This window comes from Neisseria sp. RH3002v2f (assembly GCF_014596375.1).
Taxonomy (GTDB): domain Bacteria; phylum Pseudomonadota; class Gammaproteobacteria; order Burkholderiales; family Neisseriaceae; genus Neisseria; species Neisseria cinerea.
Genome location: NZ_MAYZ01000012.1, coordinates 223,717 through 239,827, shown reverse-complemented (window position 1 = coordinate 239,827; position 16,111 = coordinate 223,717). Strand labels below are relative to the sequence as shown.

Here is a 16,111-nt window from a genome sequence, read left to right as displayed (position 1 = left end):
CCCGCCCCTGGCGGTAACAGGCATTCCTCCGGAAAACCAGCCATTCAAAATCTCGCGTTTACATGAAAATCCGTCTTCTCTCTATTTTGTCCTGCAAACACAAAAGGCTGCCCGATTCAAAATCATACGGCGTATCTGCCGCACCGCATCATGCGGTTTTCAAAGCGGTAAAGCCCCTTTGCGATTCTGAATCTGAACAGCCCCTGTCCGGCAGCTTGTTACTGCCAAGTTATTAAAATCAGACTTTACCATAAAATACGCATAACCTGAATACACTTTTGCACCCCATGTCCTCCTGACGGCTCTGCACCCTTTTACTATATAATTGATGTGACTTCCCATAATTCCAGACTGCCGTTTTTTCTTCAGACGGCATCTTTGTTGATTGGATACTTATCCTATGCTGCTCGACCTTAACCGCTTTTCCTTTTCCGTCTTCCTGAAAGAAGTCCGCCTGCTGACCGCCCTTGCCCTGCCCATGCTGTTGGCGCAGGTCGCGCAAGTGGGTATCGGTTTCGTCGATACCGTGATGGCGGGCGGTGCGGGTAAGGAGGATTTGGCGGCAGTAGCATTGGGCAGCAGCGCGTTTGCCACGGTTTATATTACGTTTATGGGCATTATGGCGGCGCTGAACCCGATGATTGCCCAGCTTTACGGCGCGGGTAAAACCGACGAAGTGGGCGAAACGGGGCGGCAGGGGATTTGGTTCGGGCTGTTTTTGGGAATTTTCGGCATGGTATTGATGTGGTCGGCGATTACGCCGTTCCGCAACTGGCTGACCTTGAGCGATTATGTCGAAGGCACGATGGCGCAGTATATGCTGTTCACCAGCCTGGCGATGCCGGCGGCCATGGTACACCGCGCCCTGCACGCCTACGCCTCCAGCCTGAACCGCCCGCGCTTGATTATGTTGGTCAGCTTTGCGGCATTTGTGTTGAACGTACCGCTGAACTATATTTTCGTTTACGGCAAATTCGGTATGCCCGCTTTGGGCGGTGCGGGCTGCGGACTGGCGACGATGGCGGTGTTTTGGTTCAGCGCGCTGGCATTGTGGATTTATATCGCCAAGGAAAAATTCTTCCGCCCGTTCGGACTGACGGCGAAATTCGGCAAGCCGGATTGGGCGGTGTTCAAACAGATTTGGAAAATCGGCGCGCCCATCGGACTGTCTTATTTTTTGGAAGCCAGCGCGTTTTCGTTTATCGTGTTTTTGATTGCGCCTTTCGGTGAGGATTATGTGGCGGCGCAGCAAGTCGGCATCAGTTTGTCGGGGATTCTCTATATGATTCCTCAAAGCGTCGGCTCGGCGGGGACGGTGCGCATCGGCTTTTCGCTTGGGCGGCGCGAATTTTCGCGGGCACGTTATATTTCGGGCGTGTCGCTGGTGTTGGGCTGGATGCTCGCCGTGATTACCGTGCTTTCTTTGGTATTATTCCGTTCGCCGCTGGTAAGTATGTACAACAATGATCCGGCGGTTTTAAGCATCGCCGCCACCGTCCTGCTGTTCGCCGGCTTGTTCCAACCGGCAGACTTCACCCAATGTATCGCGTCCTACGCCCTGCGCGGCTATAAAGTCACAAAGATACCGATGTTCATCCACGCCGCCGCCTTCTGGGGCTGCGGCCTGCTGCCGGGCTACCTGCTCGCCTACCGTTTCGATATGGGCATTTACGGCTTCTGGACGGCATTGATCGCCTCGCTCACCATCGCAGCCGTCGCCTTGGTGTGGTGCTTGGAATTGTGCAGCAGGGAGATGGTCAGATCGCATAAGGTCGTCTGAAAACTCCGCCGATTAAAATATGAAACTATGGGCTGAAGCCCGCCACTGACAATACCCATTTTAAAGTTTAAACCCATGCAACCCATCCAATACCAAACCGATCTCACCCCCTACAACACTTTCAGTCTTCGCGCCCAAGCTCAAGCCTTTATCGCGCTCGAACACGCCGACGAGTTGCGCGACATCGTCCGACTGCCCGAGTTCGACCGCAATACCGTTTTATGGCTCGGCGGCGGCAGCAACATCGTTTTGATGCAGGATTACGCCGGACTGGTCGTCCATATGAAAAACAAAGGCATACGCGAGATTACGCGTTCAGACGGCCTTGTGTACATCGAAGCGCAGGCGGGCGAAATCTGGCACGATTTTGTCCTGCACACCGTCGCGCTGGGCTTGAACGGTCTGGAAAACCTGAGCCTGATTCCGGGTACGGTCGGCGCGTCGCCCGTGCAGAACATCGGTGCATACGGCGTGGAAGCGAAAGACGTGATTCACAGCGTGCGCTGCTTCGATTTGGATACGGAAACCTTTGTCGAGCTTGCCAATGCCGATTGCCGCTTCGCCTACCGAGAAAGCCTGTTCAAGCAGGAAGGCAAAGGGCGTTATGTGATTGTTTCGGTCGTGTTCACCCTGAAAGAGCGTTTCGAGCCGAATTTGGGTTACGGCGATTTGGCGGCCGCCGTTGCCGAACGGAGCGCGGGCAGAGCTCCGACGGCGAAAGATGTTTCCGATGCAGTGTGTGCAATCCGCAACAGTAAACTGCCTAATCCTAACGTACTTGGTAATGTTGGCAGTTTCTTTAAAAACCCTGTTGTCAGCGCGGAAAAAGCTGCCGCTCTGTTGCAGCAGCATCCCGATATGCCGCGCTATCCGCAGCCCGACGGTTCAGTCAAACTCGCCGCCGGCTGGCTGATCGACCAATGCCGTCTGAAAGGCTTCCAAATCGGCGGCGCGGCGGTACACGATAAACAGGCTTTGGTTTTGGTGAACAAAAACAATGCCTCTTCAGACGACGTCTGGAAGCTGGCTCAACACGTCTGCAATACAGTATTTACTCGATTTCAGGTAGAATTACACGCCGAACCCAATTGGCTGCCCGCTTCGTTCAGCCTATAAATCCAAGGAGTATGCCCGTGACCCGCATTGCAAAAACCAATACTTACACCCGCATCATTGACGCCAGCCTTGCGCTTTTCAACGAGGAAGGCGAGCGCAACATCAGCACCAATCATATCGCGGCGCATTTGGGCATTAGTCCGGGCAATCTCTATTACCACTTCCGCAACAAAGACGAAATCATCGTCCAGCTCTTCAAACGTTACAGCGAAGCCCTGCTGGCATACCTGAATGAAGCCGTGTTGCCGTCTGATGTGGAAGACTCCATCAACTATATGGCGGGCATTTATGACGTCATGTGGGAATACCGCTTCCTCTTTAGCGACGTGAACACCCTGCTTGCGCGCAGTGCCGAACTATTGGGTGAACACAATACCTTCACCCAAGCCAAAGTCTCCCCGCTCTTGGTCAACCTGCTCACCCAGCTCAACGGCCTGAACATCATCCAAGCAGACCAAACCGCCATGAACGACCTCGCCGTCAATATGTGGATGGTAACGAAATACTGGTTCGACTTCGACAGCTCCCTGCGCGGTCGCACCAAGCTGACCGAAGACTCCAAAGCACGCGGCGTCCGTCGTACCTTAAGCCTCCTGCGCCCCTATCTCTTGCTGAAACATCGCGAGGAATACGACCGGAAAATCGGCGGTGCGCAGTCATAATTTCCATGCCATCTGAGCCTATAGTGGATTAAATTTAAATCAGGACAAGGCGACGAAGCCGCAGACAGTACAGATAGTACGGCAAGGCGAGGCAACGCCGTACTGGTTTAAAGTTAATCCACTATATTTTCAGACGGCATCCATCTATAAACATGATACATACACCCCCTTCCGCCTCCCCCGACGCATCCATCTTAGGCTTAGGCTACCTCGGCCGTCCTTTGGCGCAGAAACTTTACGAACACGGCAGCCGCGTTGCCGCCGTCAAACGCAGCCTGACTTCGGACGATATCAATCTGCCCATACACCTCGATACCATCGACCTCAATCAAGACAGCGCGTTTCAAAGCGCGAACCTTGCCCGAGATACAAGCTTTTGGCGGCACCACGCCGACAAACCCGTTTGGTTCTGCCTCTTGCCGCCATCCTCGCTGACGCATTACGCCGACACCGTCAAACAATGGGCAGAACTTGCCCGAGCGTGCAACGTGCGGCATCTGATTTTCACGAGCAGCACCAGCGTTTACGGCGATAAAGTGCGCGAATGCGACGAAACTGCCACATCCGATCCACAAACCGAGTCCGCCCACCAAATCCTCGCCGCCGAGCAATACCTGCTCGACAGCGGCGTGCCGAACATCGACATCCTGCGGCTGGGCGGGCTTTATTGCGCCGAACGCCATCCCGTCAGCCTCCTTGTTCAAAAGCAAAACATCCCGGGCGGCAACCAGCCTGTCAATATCGTCCACCGTGATATCGCCGTCGAAACCCTGTTTCAGACGGCATTAAAACCCAACGGCAAAAGACTGAAAAACATTATTGAACCGCGCCACCCGACACGCCGCGAATTCTATACGGAAGAAGCTGCCAAACTCGGCTTGCCGGCTCCCGATTTCGCACCCGACGACAGCAGGGGCAAAATCATCATTACCGTTTGCGATAACGGGTTAAGCCTGTAAAATAACCGGCAACAGCAACAAACCGGCATTCTGCCCGCAGTCAGGAAATAAACATGTCCGCCCTATTCCCCATCATCAACCACCTGATTCAGCAAAACCCCGACAGCCGCTCGGAGCTTGCCGCATTTGCCGACAAAACACTGGCACTGAACATTGCCGGATTGAAACTGACCGGACGTATCACGGAAGAAGGATTTCTATCGGCAAGCAACGGTTTTGCAGATACAGAAATCACCTTCCGCAACAGCGCGGTACAAAAAATCCTGCAAGGAGGCGAGCCGGGGGTGGGAGACATCAGCCTTGAAGGAGACCTCATACTCGGCATGGCGGTACTGCCCCTACTCGGCAGCCTGCGTTACCGTGCATCAGACGACTTGGCACGGATTTTCGGCATGCAGCTCGGCAACAGCATCGGCAGCCGTGCCGCCGATATCGGACACAGCATCAAACAAATCGGCAGAAGCATAGCCGAACAAATCGGCGAATTCTCACGCGAACCCGAATCCCCCGTTATCGACGCCGCCACCCTGTCCGCCTGGATGGAAGAAGTGGACAAACTGCGCGATGACGTCGCCCGCCTCAACGAACGCCTCGACAGGCTTGAACGCGACATTTGGATAGACTAACCTTCAGACGGCATCCGACATGAACAGCCCTTTTCACAACATCGGCATCGTAACCCGCCCCAACACGCCCGACATCCAAGATACTGCACACACACTGATTACATTTTTGAAGCAGCACGGCTTTACCGTCTATCTCGACGAAGTCGGCATAAGGGAATGCTGCATCTATACCCAAGACACCGACGGCTGCCACATCGTCAACAAGACCGAACTGGGACAATACTGCGACCTGGTCGCCGTCTTAGGCGGAGACGGCACCTTTCTCTCTGCCGCCCGCGAAATCGCCCCGCGCGCCGTTCCGATTATCGGCATCAACCAAGGTCATTTGGGCTTTCTTACCCAAATTCCCCGCGAATATATGACGGACAAGCTATTGCCCGTTTTAGAAGGAAAATACCTTGCCGAAGAGCGCATCCTGATTGAAGCCGCACTGATCCGCGAAGGCAAAACCGCCGAACGCGCCCTCGCCCTCAACGATGCCGTCCTCTCCCGCGGCGGTGCCGGACAGATGATTGAATTTGAAGTCTTCGTCAATCAGGAATTCGTCTATACACAACGTTCGGACGGGCTGATTGTCTCCACCCCCACCGGATCGACCGCCTATTCGCTTGCCGCCGGCGGCCCCATCATGCAGGCAGGATTACACGCCTTCACACTCGTACCCATCTGTCCGCAATCCATGACCAACCGCCCCATCGCCATTTCCGACGCATCTGAAATCGAAATCCTCGTTACCCAAAGCGGCGATGCCCGCGTTCATTTCGACGGACAATCCTTCATCGACGTGCAAAACCTCGACCGCATCATCATCCGCCGCTACCACAATCCCTTACGCATCCTACACCCGACCGACTACCAATATTTCAAAACCCTGCGCCAAAAACTGCACTGGGGCGAGCAATTAGTCTAAGCCGGCCTTTACCCGAAAGTACCCATGAATTCCAAAATTTCCTCCGACCATACAGAAGATACCATACGCCTCTCCAAACGCATGGCGCAACTAGGGCTTTGTTCGCGCCGCGAAGCCGACGGCTATATCGAACAGGGCTGGGTAACGGTCAATGGCAAAACCGCCATACTCGGTCAAAAAGTTTCGCCGGCAGACCGTATCGAACTGAACAAGAAAGCCCACGAACAGCAGGCGGCACGCATTACCATCCTGCTGAACAAACCCGTCGGCTATGTCAGCGCACAAGCGGAAAAAGGCTATAAATCCGCCGCCGAACTGATTACCTCTGAAAATCGCTGGGAAGGTGACACCAGCCGTATCCGTTTCGACCCGAAACACAAAATCGGTCTTGCCCCCGCCGGCAGGCTCGATATCGATTCAGTCGGATTGCTGGTGTTGACGCAAGACGGCCGTATCGCCAAGCAGCTTATCGGCGAAAACAGCGGCAGTGAAAAAGAATACTTGGTGCGCGTGCGCGGCAAATTGGACGAAAAAGGACTTGCCTTACTGAATCACGGATTGAGTTTGGACGGTGAGAAACTGCGTCCCGCCAAAGTAGAATGGCAAAACGAAGACCAACTGCGTTTCGTATTGAAACAAGGTAAAAAGCGGCAAATCCGCCGTATGTGCGAACTGGTCGGACTGCGCGTCGTCGGGCTGAAACGCATCCGAATGGGCAAGGTCAAACTCGGCGGGCTGCCGCCCGGCAAATGGCGTTATCTCGCTCCCGACGAATCGTTTTAAATAAGCATTAAAAAATGCCGTCTGAAAATCCTTGCGTTTTCAGACGGCATTGCCTTATGCCCAAATAACGGTTTCTTCCAACGGCCTACGCGCTTTCGTGGCGATTTCCTGAATCCGGTAGCCGAATGTCGCGGCAACGGACACGCCCCATTCTGCTGCATCGAACAAACCGAACTGCCCGGACAATACGCGTTCCATATCGGCATAGTTGAAACCTTCCACCGGACAGGAATCGATACCTGCCATCGCCGCACCCGTCATCATGTTGGCTAACGCAATATAGGTCTGGCGGCAACACCAGTCAAACAAGGCACGCGAATCGTCCAAAATCTTGATGTCGTCGGCTTGAAACGCCTGATACCTCGCCAAAGATTTTTCTACGGCATCCGGTTCGGTAACGCCGCGCCGTTTGAGGCTTTCCAACATAAACGGGCTGTCGAAGCGGGCATTTTTCTTCGCCAAAAACACCACCAAATGACTGGCGGTATCCAAAGCATCCGCCATACCCCAAGAAAACGGCTTGACGGCCTGTCGGATTTCAGGGTTTTGAACCACAACAAACTGCCAAGGCTCCGAACCGACCGAACTGGGCGACAAACGCCCGAGTTCTAAAATAAACTGAAAATCCTCGGCACTGATTTTGCGTGCCGCATCGTAATGCCGGCATGATTTACGGTTTTTAAATGCGGATAGAACCTGCTCTCTGTCTAATACCGTCATAGTGCATCCTTTATTACTTTTATTGCAAATTGATTTCAAACCGATACAGCGGCAGATTCGCGAATGCCGCCCCAATGCCTTTCAGACGGCATTTGGTTCATCGCAAACACGCCTACGGATACGCGATATAGGCATAAGCCGAATGGTTGTGGATAGATTCGAAATTCTCACTCTCGACGACAAAGCTCTTAATACGCTTGTCGGCAATCAGTGCAGTAGCTACATCACGCACCATATCTTCCACGAATTTCGGATTTTCGTAGGCCTTTTCGGTAACGTATTTTTCATCGGGGCGTTTGAGCAGGCCGTATAGCTGGCAGCTCGCCTGCGTTTCCACATAATCGATAACTTCCTCGATACCGACTTCGGCATCGGCAGTCAGGCTGACGGTAACGTGCGAACGCTGATTATGCGCACCATATTGGGAAATTTCTTTGGAACACGGGCAAAGCGAGGTTACGGGAATCATGACCTTCATACTGTGGCCGTATGCACCGTCTTTAATTTCACCCGTGAGGCAGACATCATAATCCAGTAAAGACTGAATACCGGAAACCGGGGCGGTTTTCTTGCGGAAAAATGGGAAAGAAACGCTGATTTTGCCGGAGTGGGAATCCAAAAGCGCGACCATTTCGGCAGTCAGCCTGCGCAATTGTGCAAAATCCAAGGCTTCGGCATGTTGCTCCATCAATGCGACAAAACGCGACATATGCGTCCCCTTCTGTTCGGCAGGCAGGTAAACCGTCATGGTCAGACGGGCAACGGTGGACTGGATGCCTTCTGCAGTTTGCAGGGTAATCGGAAAGCGCAGGTCTTTGATACCGACCTGATTGATCGGCAGATTGCGCAAATCTCGGCTGGATTGCACGTCTGCAATAGTGTTCATGAGTTGTTTTTCCTTAATATTCATGTAATTGTTGAGATGTGTGCATGGTATGGCGTTTCCGCCGGGGAATATACCGTCAATCTGCAAATGCGAGATTATATCACTCGCTTTTAGCAGCTGCATTGATTGTTTCTATTTTTCAGATAGTGATAAAATCTTCGATTATTCACATCTACATAGGCAGAGACCAAATGAAATTCGCCACGAAAGCCATTCATTCCAGCTACGATTGCGACGAACACAACCGCGCGCTGATGCCGCCGATTTATCAAAACAGTATGTTTGCGTTGCACGAGATTGGCGAAAATGTCCCTTACCGCTACTCGCGCCTGAGCAACCCAACCCGTCAGGTATTGGAAGATACCGTTGCCGACTTGGAGCACGGTGCGGCCGGCTTTGCATTTTCCAGCGGTATGGCAGGAATTGATGCCGTGTGGCGTACTTTCCTACGCCCGGGCGATACCATTGTCGCCGTCGCCGATATTTACGGAGGCGCTTATGATTTATTGGTCGATGTTTATCAAAAATGGGGGGTGAACGTTGTTTTTGCCGATTTGGGCAATCCGGATAATTTGGACGAGCTGCTTAAAGCGCACAATGTCAAACTGGTTTGGCTGGAAACGCCGTCCAATCCGCTTTTGCGCTTGGTAGACATCAAAGCCCTTGCAGCAAAGGCCAAAGCAGCCGGTGCACTGGTCGGTATCGACAACACTTTTGCCACGCCGTATCTGCAACAGCCGTTGGATATGGGCTGCGATTTTGTGTTCCATTCCGCTACCAAATATTTGTGCGGCCATTCCGACGTATTGATGGGCGTAGTCGTTGCTAAAACCAAAGAGCTGGCTCAGCCTTTGCACGACATGATGGTGCATACCGGCGCGATTGCAGGCCCGATGGACTGCTGGCTGGTGTTGCGCGGTATCAAAACACTGGCTCTGCGCATGAACGCCCATTGCCAAAACGCACTCGAAATCGCGCGCCGTTTGGAAGCTCATCCTGCCATTGAAAAAGTGTTTTATCCCGGCCTGCCGTCGCACGAACATTATGAACTCGCCCAAGCGCAAATGCCCAAAGGCATCGGCGGCGTGGTTACGGTTTATCTCAAAAACGACACGCGTGAAGCGGCCAATAGCGTGATTAAAAACATGAAACTGGTCAAAATGGCTTCCAGCCTCGGCGGAGTGGAAAGTTTGGTCAACCATTGCTATTCCCAATCCCACAGCGGCGTGCCGCATGATGTGAAAATGGAAATGGGCATCAAACTCGGCCTGCTGCGTTTCTCTATCGGCATTGAAGACGTAAATGATATTTGGAATGATATTTCCGCTGCACTGGATACGACTGTATAATCCACGCAAAATGCCGTCTGAAACCATGGTTTCAGACGGCATTTCAATTAATCCGGCCGAAAATCAACGCTTCAGCATCTTTGCCGCCTCAATAGCGTAATAGGTCAAAATCCCGTCCGCACCCGCACGTTTGAATGCCAGCAGGCTTTCCAAAACCACTTTGCCGCCGTCCAGCCAGCCGTTGGCAATCGCTGCCTGCAACATCGCGTATTCTCCCGAAACCTGATAGGCATAAGTCGGTACGCCGAACTCGTCCTTCACGCGGCGGACAACGTCCAAATACGGCAAACCGGGCTTCACCATCACCATATCCGCACCTTCCTGAATATCGAGCGCTACTTCATGCAGCGCCTCATCGGTGTTTGCGGGATCCATCTGATAGGTCTTTTTATCTGCCTTGCCCAAATTGCCCGAACTGCCTACCGCATCACGGAAAGGGCCATAGAATGCAGAAGCATATTTGGCGGAATATGCCATAATCCGCGTATGGATATGCCCGGCATCCTCCAAAGCCTCGCGGATGGCGCCGATACGCCCATCCATCATATCGGAAGGAGCAACGACCTGCGCGCCCGCCTCTGCATGACATAAAGCCTGTTTCACCAAGACTTCTACGGTTTCATCATTCATCACGTAACCGTTTTCGTCCGTCAGTCCGTCCTGACCGTGAACCGTATAAGGATCGAGCGCGACATCCGTCATAATGCCCAGTTCGGGAAACCTCTCGCGTAAGGCGCGGACGGCCGTCGGCACCAGTCCTTCAGGGTTATACGCCTCCTGCGCACATTCCGTCTTATTTGCCGTAACGACAGGGAACAGTGCCAGCATGGGTATTCCCAAATTTGATGCCTTCTCAGCCGTAAACAGCAACCTGTCCAAACTTTGACGCTTCACGCCCGGCATAGAAGGCACATCCTCCTCGCGCGCCGACCCCTCCAATACAAACACCGGATAAATCAAATCATCGGCGGTCAGCGTGTGTTCGCGCATCAGGCGGCGTGAAAAATCATCCCTGCGCATACGGCGCATACGCGAAGCCGGAACATTGCGGTAAGGAAACTGCATAATATCTCTCCAATCACTCTGTCAACCAATCAAACGGACGGCAAGCATCTCCGTTTGAGATTTAAAAAAACAGCCTGTACAAAAATACATTACAAAACAAAATATTAAATAAAATCGAACGCCAAAGGACAATCAGTCTGATATGTTTTTCCCCTGCAGATTAAATCCTTGCAACTCATGATTGACAACGCCTTCAACCTCTTTCGGATGATTCGTGCCGGAATCAAACAATTTCCCTCCTCTCGAATACACCTCCAACACTGAAGCTTTGCCGCTTTCCAAAACGATTTGGACATTCTCAGCCAAATTGTCTGCAACCTCTTCAAAAGAAGATTTATCCACTTTTCTGGCATAGAACCCGTTTTCCATATCATGACGGTATCTGTCTATCGCAGATTCCCATGCCACATTTTTATCGATTGCAATAATGGCTGCCTTTGTGTGATAGCCCTGTTCTTCAAATATCGATAAAGTATTGACAGGCACATTGGGATTTCTAAAAGTTCCTTCAACAACAATATTGAATCTGTTTTTCACCGCCTCCCCAATTACACGTTCCACCATTTTATTTGAAAAATCAGACGTGTATTTGGGAAAATCCCCTTTATGATTCGCATATATTTCTTTAAAGTCAGGATGATAGATTCTGAAATCATCTCCATTGACAGGAATAACATTCCCATTCAATTCTTCTTCTACTTTTTGGATAAGGATCGATTTCCCCGACCCCGGCATACCGCCCAAAACAATTCCCCAAGGTTTTTCTTGTGGAATGATGCATCTGTCTTCGAGCAAGTCATTCCAAACTGCAGGAAACGCCTTTTCCACTTCATTGTCCATACACGCCGTCATAATTTGTAAATCTCAAATTTTTCTTTTACCAATTTTGCAACCGCTTCATAATCAATTTCTTCCGGCGCAAGACCGTATAATCTGTTGCGCAATCCCGCAAGAATCTTACTGTCTTCATTACGCCCTCCCGTTTGGATGACAATAAGGCCCAAAGTCTGGGAAATGCCATTCAGCAAGCTGTCTTTCTGCATCAACGTACACATAAAAGCCCCAATATAAAAAAACCGACCGTAAGGATGGTCTGCAATGCCATCACTCACAAACTGCCAACCCCGGCCGTCAGACTCTCCAGAGAGAAGAACATTTCAGACGGCATCAGTACTCAACCATCTACCTTTCTCAACGCTTAAACCGTTTCTTTCAAGCCGTCCAAAGTATCGGCGGCATAAACGGCACATTCCTTAGCACTCATGCCGTCTGAAAAATAGACAGCACAAGACTTCAACCGCACCAACCGTTAAAGAACAGCAATAAAAACAGCGGTGTCTGCACACCGCTTCCAAAATCAGGCTTCGATATTCTTACGCCACAATACCAAAAGTTTTCCGATATGCTGAACCAGTTGCGCATCAACCGCCTCACATAAGGCATTGCAGATTTCGATGCGTTCGGCACGGTCGTCGCCGAACACGCGCACCTTAATCAACTCGTGCGCCGTCAGCGCGGCATCGGTTTCCCTGATGACGGAATCCGTCAGGCCCTGTTGTCCGACCATCACGACGGGATTCAAATGATGCGCGCGCGCTTTCAATTCCAAAATTTCTTTGGTATTTAATTTTGTATCAGTCATTTTCCTAGTGCTTGAACCATAAAGAATAATGCCCCATTGTACGCGATTTGGCGCAGCAGGGGCAAAATTAACGTACAATAGGCCGTTTCCATTCCAACCCCAACCATTATGGCCTCACGTTCCAAATCCTCAAAAGCGTGGCTGCACGAACACGTCAACGATCACTATGTCCACATGGCGCAAAAAGACGGCTACCGCGCCCGTGCCGCATACAAACTATTGGAAATTAACGAAAAAGACAAACTAATCAAACCCGGAACCATATTGGCGGATTTAGGCAGCGCACCGGGAAGCTGGTCGCAGGTCGCTGCCAGGCTGGCCGGCCCTTCCGGCGCGGTATTCGCTTTGGACATCCTGCCCATGGAAGCCGTAAACGGCGTATCCTTCATTCAAGGCGACTTCAGGGAAAACGACGTCTTGGCACAATTTGAAACCTTATTAAACAACCGCCCCCTGGACCTTGTAATTTGCGATATGGCACCCAATATGTCGGGAAACGCCGTAAGCGATCAGGCACGCAGCCTCTATCTGTGCGAATTGGCCCTTGACTTTGCCTCGCAACACCTGAAAACAGGCGGCAGCTTTTTAGTCAAAGTCTTTCAGGGAGCAGGCTATCAGGAATACATGACCGCCATGCGCAAAGTTTTCGGAACGGTGCAAACCCGCAAACCCGAAGCCTCACGCAATCGCTCCAGTGAGATTTATTTATTGGGCAAAAATAAACGCTGACAACACAGACGGCGTGTTTTACAATCTTTTCCGTTTTTTACCTTACATCATGGAGCCTTGTTAAGTGGGGAACACCTTTAAATCAATCCTTGTCTGGGTCGCCTTAGGTATCGGTCTGATGGCGGCATTCAACGCATTAGACGGCAAAAAAGAAGACAACGGACAAATCGAATATTCTCAGTTCATCCAACAGGTCAACAACGGCGAAGTATCCGGCGTCAATATCGAAGGTTCTGTCGTCAGCGGCTACCTGATTAAAGGCGAACGCACCGACAAGAGCACATTCTTTACCAATGCGCCGTTGGATGACAACCTGATTCAAACCCTTTTGAACAAAAATGTCCGCCTGAAAGTTACGCCGGATGAAAAACCGAGTGCGCTGGCAACTCTGTTTTACAGCCTGCTGCCCGTCCTGCTGCTCATCGGCGCATGGTTCTACTTCATGCGTATGCAGACGGGGGGCGGAGGAAAAGGCGGCGCATTCTCATTCGGTAAAAGCCGCGCACGCCTGCTGGACAAAGATGCCAACAAAGTTACCTTTGCCGATGTCGCCGGCTGCGACGAAGCCAAAGAAGAGGTGCAGGAAATCGTTGATTACCTGAAAGCGCCGAACCGCTATCAAAGCTTGGGCGGGCGCGTCCCCCGCGGCATCTTGCTGGCGGGCAGCCCGGGAACCGGTAAAACACTCTTGGCGAAAGCGATTGCAGGCGAAGCCGGCGTACCGTTCTTCAGCATTTCAGGTTCTGACTTTGTCGAAATGTTTGTCGGTGTCGGCGCAAGCCGCGTCCGCGACATGTTCGAACAAGCAAAGAAAAATGCACCCTGTATCATCTTTATCGACGAAATTGACGCGGTAGGCCGCCAACGCGGTGCAGGTTTGGGCGGCGGCAACGACGAGCGCGAACAAACCCTGAACCAACTGCTTGTAGAGATGGATGGCTTCGAAAGCAACCAAACCGTCATCGTCATTGCAGCAACCAACCGTCCCGACGTACTCGATCCGGCATTGCAGCGGCCCGGCCGCTTCGACCGCCAAGTGGTCGTCCCCTTACCCGATATCCGCGGGCGCGAACAGATTTTGAAAGTCCATGCCCAAAAAGTGCCTTTGGACGAATCCGTAGATTTGATGTCCCTGGCACGCGGCACACCCGGTTTTTCCGGTGCGGATTTGGCAAACCTGGTTAACGAAGCCGCCCTGTTTGCCGGACGGCACAACAAAATCAAGGTTGATCAAAGCGACTTTGAAAATGCCAAAGACAAAATCTACATGGGTCCCGAACGACGCAGCATGGTCATGCACGAAGACGAGAAACGCGCAACAGCCTATCATGAGTCCGGACATGCGATTGTTGCCGAAAGCCTGCCGTTTACCGATCCCGTACATAAAGTAACCATCATGCCGCGCGGACGGGCACTGGGCCTGACCTGGCAGCTTCCCGAACGCGACCGTATCAGCATGTATAAAGACCAGATGTTGAGCCAGCTGTCGATTCTGTTCGGCGGACGCATTGCCGAAGACATCTTCGTCGGACGCATCTCCACCGGCGCATCCAACGATTTCGAACGCGCCACCCAAATGGCCCGCGAAATGGTAACGCGCTACGGTATGAGCGACAAAATGGGCGTGATGGTTTATGCGGAAAACGAAGGTGAAGTGTTCTTGGGTCGCAGCGTAACCCGTTCTCAAAACATTTCCGAAAAAACGCAACAGGATATCGATGCGGAAATCCGCCGCATTTTGGACGAGCAATACCAAATCGCCTACAAAATCCTGGATGAAAACCGCGACAAAATGGAAACCATGTGCAAAGCTCTGATGGAGTGGGAGACCATAGACCGCGATCAGGTATTGGAAATTATGGCGGGCAAACAACCCAGCCCGCCCAAGGATTACAGCCACAACCTGCGCGAGAATGCGGACGCGGCGGAAGATAACGCACCACACGCTCCGGCTCGGGAAGAAACCGAAGCACCTGCCCCGGCAGACACCGCTTCGACAGAGTCCGAGCAGCAGCCTGAAAACAAGGCTTAACTCCCAGAACAAACGGCAGCCCGCAAGCTGCCGTTTTCTTTATCCCTTTCAGACGGCACCGTTCCTTATCCATGCCGTCTGAATCTCAGAAATTTCGTTTATAATACCGCCTTTAAACAAACGCCGGACGCTTAGGGAATATCCGTGAAAAAAGTTGAAAAAAGCATCTTGGTCATGCACGGTGCGGACAAAATGTTCGAGCTGGTCGATAAGGTTGAAGACTATCCGCGCTTTCTGCCGTGGTATAGCAAAACCGAGGTCATCGGGCGTAGCGGCAACGAACTGAAGGCGCGGCTGTTTATGGACTATATGCACGTGCGCCAATCATTCGCCACGCACAACCGCAACATACCCGGCAAGGAAATCCGTATGGATTTGCTTGACGGCCCGTTCAAAACCCTGCGTGGGACATGGAAGTTCATCGATTTGGGCGACGATATGTGCAAAATCGAATTCAACCTTGAATACGATTTTTCCAATGCCGTCTTATCCGCCTTAATTTCCCCCGTATTCAGCCACCTTTCCTCCACATTGGTCGAAGCGTTCGTCAAAGAGGCAGACCGCCGTTATGCTTGAAATTGAAATCGTGTACGGACTGTCTGACAAGCAGGTTTTGAAAAACATGCAAGTCGAGGAAGGAACCCGTATCCGTGCGGCCGCACTGAAAAGCGGTTTGGACGAAATCTTTACAGACCTCGACCTGCATTCTGCCCCCTTGGGTATTTTCGGCAAGGCAGTCAAAGACGATACGCCGTTACACGACGGAGACCGTATCGAAATATACCGTCCGCTGCAGGCAGACCCTAAAGAAGCGCGTCGCAGGCGCGTCCTTAACCAAAAAGGCTAACCATG

18 protein-coding genes and 1 pseudogene are annotated in these 16,111 nt (G+C 52.0%); 13 read left to right on the top strand and 6 right to left on the bottom strand.

The genetic code is table 11. The annotated features are described in order from the left end of the window. Window positions 1–400: 400 nt before the first annotated feature. The 8 genes and pseudogenes from norM to BBW69_RS01960 all read left to right on the top strand — a co-directional run bounded on the left by norM (window position 401) and on the right by BBW69_RS01960 (window position 6,836). The gene (gene norM, locus BBW69_RS01990; RefSeq protein ID WP_188210307.1) at window positions 401–1,780 is read left to right on the top strand and encodes a multidrug efflux MATE transporter NorM; all 1,380 of its coding nucleotides are present in this window, start codon (window positions 401–403) and stop codon (window positions 1,778–1,780) included. 75 nt (window positions 1,781–1,855) lie between these two features. Continuing rightward, the gene (gene murB / locus BBW69_RS01985; RefSeq protein ID WP_188210227.1) at window positions 1,856–2,896 is read left to right on the top strand and encodes a UDP-N-acetylmuramate dehydrogenase; all 1,041 of its coding nucleotides are present in this window, start codon (window positions 1,856–1,858) and stop codon (window positions 2,894–2,896) included. Window positions 2,897–2,907: 11 nt separating this feature from the next. After that, entirely contained in the window at window positions 2,908–3,558 is a 651-nt protein-coding gene (locus tag BBW69_RS01980) for a TetR/AcrR family transcriptional regulator (protein ID WP_188210226.1), read from the top strand. A 19-nt stretch (window positions 3,559–3,577) separates the two neighbouring features. Beyond that, window positions 3,578–3,685, top strand: a pseudogene (locus tag BBW69_RS09965) (IS5/IS1182 family transposase); the annotation flags it as partial. A gap of 25 nt (window positions 3,686–3,710) precedes the next feature. Beyond that, on the top strand, window positions 3,711–4,517 hold the full coding sequence (locus tag BBW69_RS01975; protein WP_188210225.1) for an SDR family oxidoreductase: 807 nt from the start codon (window positions 3,711–3,713) through the stop codon (window positions 4,515–4,517). A gap of 53 nt (window positions 4,518–4,570) precedes the next feature. Then, window positions 4,571–5,143: an SCP2 domain-containing protein gene (locus BBW69_RS01970; protein WP_188210224.1), complete on the top strand. Its 573-nt coding sequence runs from the start codon at window positions 4,571–4,573 to the stop codon at window positions 5,141–5,143. 19 nt (window positions 5,144–5,162) lie between these two features. Beyond that, window positions 5,163–6,053 carry an NAD(+) kinase gene (locus BBW69_RS01965; protein ID WP_188210223.1) on the top strand — a complete coding sequence of 297 codons (891 nt, stop codon included), beginning with the start codon at window positions 5,163–5,165 and terminating at the stop codon, window positions 6,051–6,053. 24 nt (window positions 6,054–6,077) lie between these two features. Then, a complete protein-coding gene (locus BBW69_RS01960) occupies window positions 6,078–6,836 on the top strand; it encodes a pseudouridine synthase (RefSeq protein WP_188210222.1) in 759 nt (252 codons plus the stop codon). 54 nt (window positions 6,837–6,890) lie between these two features. On the opposite strand, the gene BBW69_RS01955 is transcribed toward BBW69_RS01960, so the two are convergent. Next, window positions 6,891–7,556: an NAD(P)H-dependent oxidoreductase gene (locus BBW69_RS01955; RefSeq protein ID WP_188210221.1), complete on the bottom strand. Its 666-nt coding sequence runs from the start codon at window positions 7,554–7,556 to the stop codon at window positions 6,891–6,893. Between the two features lie 112 nt (window positions 7,557–7,668). After that, window positions 7,669–8,442, bottom strand: a complete 774-nt coding sequence (gene folE2, locus BBW69_RS01950) for a GTP cyclohydrolase FolE2 (RefSeq protein WP_370628296.1) — start codon at window positions 8,440–8,442, stop codon at window positions 7,669–7,671. Between the two features lie 191 nt (window positions 8,443–8,633). On the opposite strand from folE2, the gene BBW69_RS01945 reads away from it, so the two are divergent. Further along, entirely contained in the window at window positions 8,634–9,791 is a 1,158-nt protein-coding gene (locus BBW69_RS01945) for a PLP-dependent aspartate aminotransferase family protein (RefSeq protein ID WP_188210219.1), read from the top strand. A 63-nt stretch (window positions 9,792–9,854) separates the two neighbouring features. Here BBW69_RS01945 and hemB read toward each other — a convergent pair whose 3' ends face one another. From hemB to yhbY, 4 genes are all read right to left on the bottom strand, one after another. Continuing rightward, window positions 9,855–10,856 carry a porphobilinogen synthase gene (hemB, locus tag BBW69_RS01940; protein ID WP_188210218.1) on the bottom strand — a complete coding sequence of 334 codons (1,002 nt, stop codon included), beginning with the start codon at window positions 10,854–10,856 and terminating at the stop codon, window positions 9,855–9,857. A gap of 132 nt (window positions 10,857–10,988) precedes the next feature. After that, a complete protein-coding gene (locus tag BBW69_RS01935) occupies window positions 10,989–11,696 on the bottom strand; it encodes a zeta toxin family protein (protein ID WP_188210217.1) in 708 nt (235 codons plus the stop codon). Between the two features lie 8 nt (window positions 11,697–11,704). After that, complete coding sequence (locus BBW69_RS01930) at window positions 11,705–11,968, bottom strand: hypothetical protein (RefSeq protein WP_223169906.1); 264 nt, start codon at window positions 11,966–11,968, stop codon at window positions 11,705–11,707. Window positions 11,969–12,213: 245 nt separating this feature from the next. Then, on the bottom strand, window positions 12,214–12,498 hold the full coding sequence (gene yhbY / locus BBW69_RS01925) for a ribosome assembly RNA-binding protein YhbY (RefSeq protein ID WP_003677631.1): 285 nt from the start codon (window positions 12,496–12,498) through the stop codon (window positions 12,214–12,216). A gap of 108 nt (window positions 12,499–12,606) precedes the next feature. On the opposite strand from yhbY, the gene BBW69_RS01920 reads away from it, so the two are divergent. From BBW69_RS01920 to BBW69_RS01905, 4 genes are all read left to right on the top strand, one after another. Next, on the top strand, window positions 12,607–13,227 hold the full coding sequence (locus tag BBW69_RS01920; protein WP_188210216.1) for an RlmE family RNA methyltransferase: 621 nt from the start codon (window positions 12,607–12,609) through the stop codon (window positions 13,225–13,227). Window positions 13,228–13,291: 64 nt separating this feature from the next. Next, window positions 13,292–15,259, top strand: coding sequence for an ATP-dependent zinc metalloprotease FtsH (gene ftsH / locus BBW69_RS01915; RefSeq protein WP_111726594.1), 1,968 nt, complete (start codon window positions 13,292–13,294; stop codon window positions 15,257–15,259). A 144-nt stretch (window positions 15,260–15,403) separates the two neighbouring features. Continuing rightward, the gene (locus BBW69_RS01910; protein WP_003677626.1) at window positions 15,404–15,835 is read left to right on the top strand and encodes a type II toxin-antitoxin system RatA family toxin; all 432 of its coding nucleotides are present in this window, start codon (window positions 15,404–15,406) and stop codon (window positions 15,833–15,835) included. Next, on the top strand, window positions 15,828–16,106 hold the full coding sequence (locus BBW69_RS01905; protein WP_188210215.1) for an RnfH family protein: 279 nt from the start codon (window positions 15,828–15,830) through the stop codon (window positions 16,104–16,106). Before BBW69_RS01910 ends, BBW69_RS01905 begins: the two co-directional genes overlap by 8 nt. The last annotated feature ends 5 nt before the right edge of the window (window positions 16,107–16,111 follow it).

Excerpts from the sequence above, each read along its gene's own strand:
- norM (WP_188210307.1), top strand. The coding sequence starts at position 401 with ATGCTGCTCGACCTTAACCGCTTTTCCTTTTCCGTCTTCCTGAAAGAA.
- murB (WP_188210227.1), top strand. The coding sequence starts at position 1,856 with ATGCAACCCATCCAATACCAAACCGATCTCACCCCCTACAACACTTTC.
- BBW69_RS01980 (WP_188210226.1), top strand. The coding sequence starts at position 2,908 with ATGCCCGTGACCCGCATTGCAAAAACCAATACTTACACCCGCATCATT.
- BBW69_RS01975 (WP_188210225.1), top strand. The coding sequence starts at position 3,711 with ATGATACATACACCCCCTTCCGCCTCCCCCGACGCATCCATCTTAGGC.
- BBW69_RS01970 (WP_188210224.1), top strand. The coding sequence starts at position 4,571 with ATGTCCGCCCTATTCCCCATCATCAACCACCTGATTCAGCAAAACCCC.
- BBW69_RS01965 (WP_188210223.1), top strand. The coding sequence starts at position 5,163 with ATGAACAGCCCTTTTCACAACATCGGCATCGTAACCCGCCCCAACACG.
- BBW69_RS01960 (WP_188210222.1), top strand. The coding sequence starts at position 6,078 with ATGAATTCCAAAATTTCCTCCGACCATACAGAAGATACCATACGCCTC.
- BBW69_RS01955 (WP_188210221.1), bottom strand. The coding sequence starts at position 7,556 with ATGACGGTATTAGACAGAGAGCAGGTTCTATCCGCATTTAAAAACCGT.
- folE2 (WP_370628296.1), bottom strand. The coding sequence starts at position 8,442 with ATGAACACTATTGCAGACGTGCAATCCAGCCGAGATTTGCGCAATCTG.
- BBW69_RS01945 (WP_188210219.1), top strand. The coding sequence starts at position 8,634 with ATGAAATTCGCCACGAAAGCCATTCATTCCAGCTACGATTGCGACGAA.
- hemB (WP_188210218.1), bottom strand. The coding sequence starts at position 10,856 with ATGCAGTTTCCTTACCGCAATGTTCCGGCTTCGCGTATGCGCCGTATG.
- BBW69_RS01935 (WP_188210217.1), bottom strand. The coding sequence starts at position 11,696 with ATGGACAATGAAGTGGAAAAGGCGTTTCCTGCAGTTTGGAATGACTTG.
- yhbY (WP_003677631.1), bottom strand. The coding sequence starts at position 12,498 with ATGACTGATACAAAATTAAATACCAAAGAAATTTTGGAATTGAAAGCG.
- BBW69_RS01920 (WP_188210216.1), top strand. The coding sequence starts at position 12,607 with ATGGCCTCACGTTCCAAATCCTCAAAAGCGTGGCTGCACGAACACGTC.
- BBW69_RS01905 (WP_188210215.1), top strand. The coding sequence starts at position 15,828 with ATGCTTGAAATTGAAATCGTGTACGGACTGTCTGACAAGCAGGTTTTG.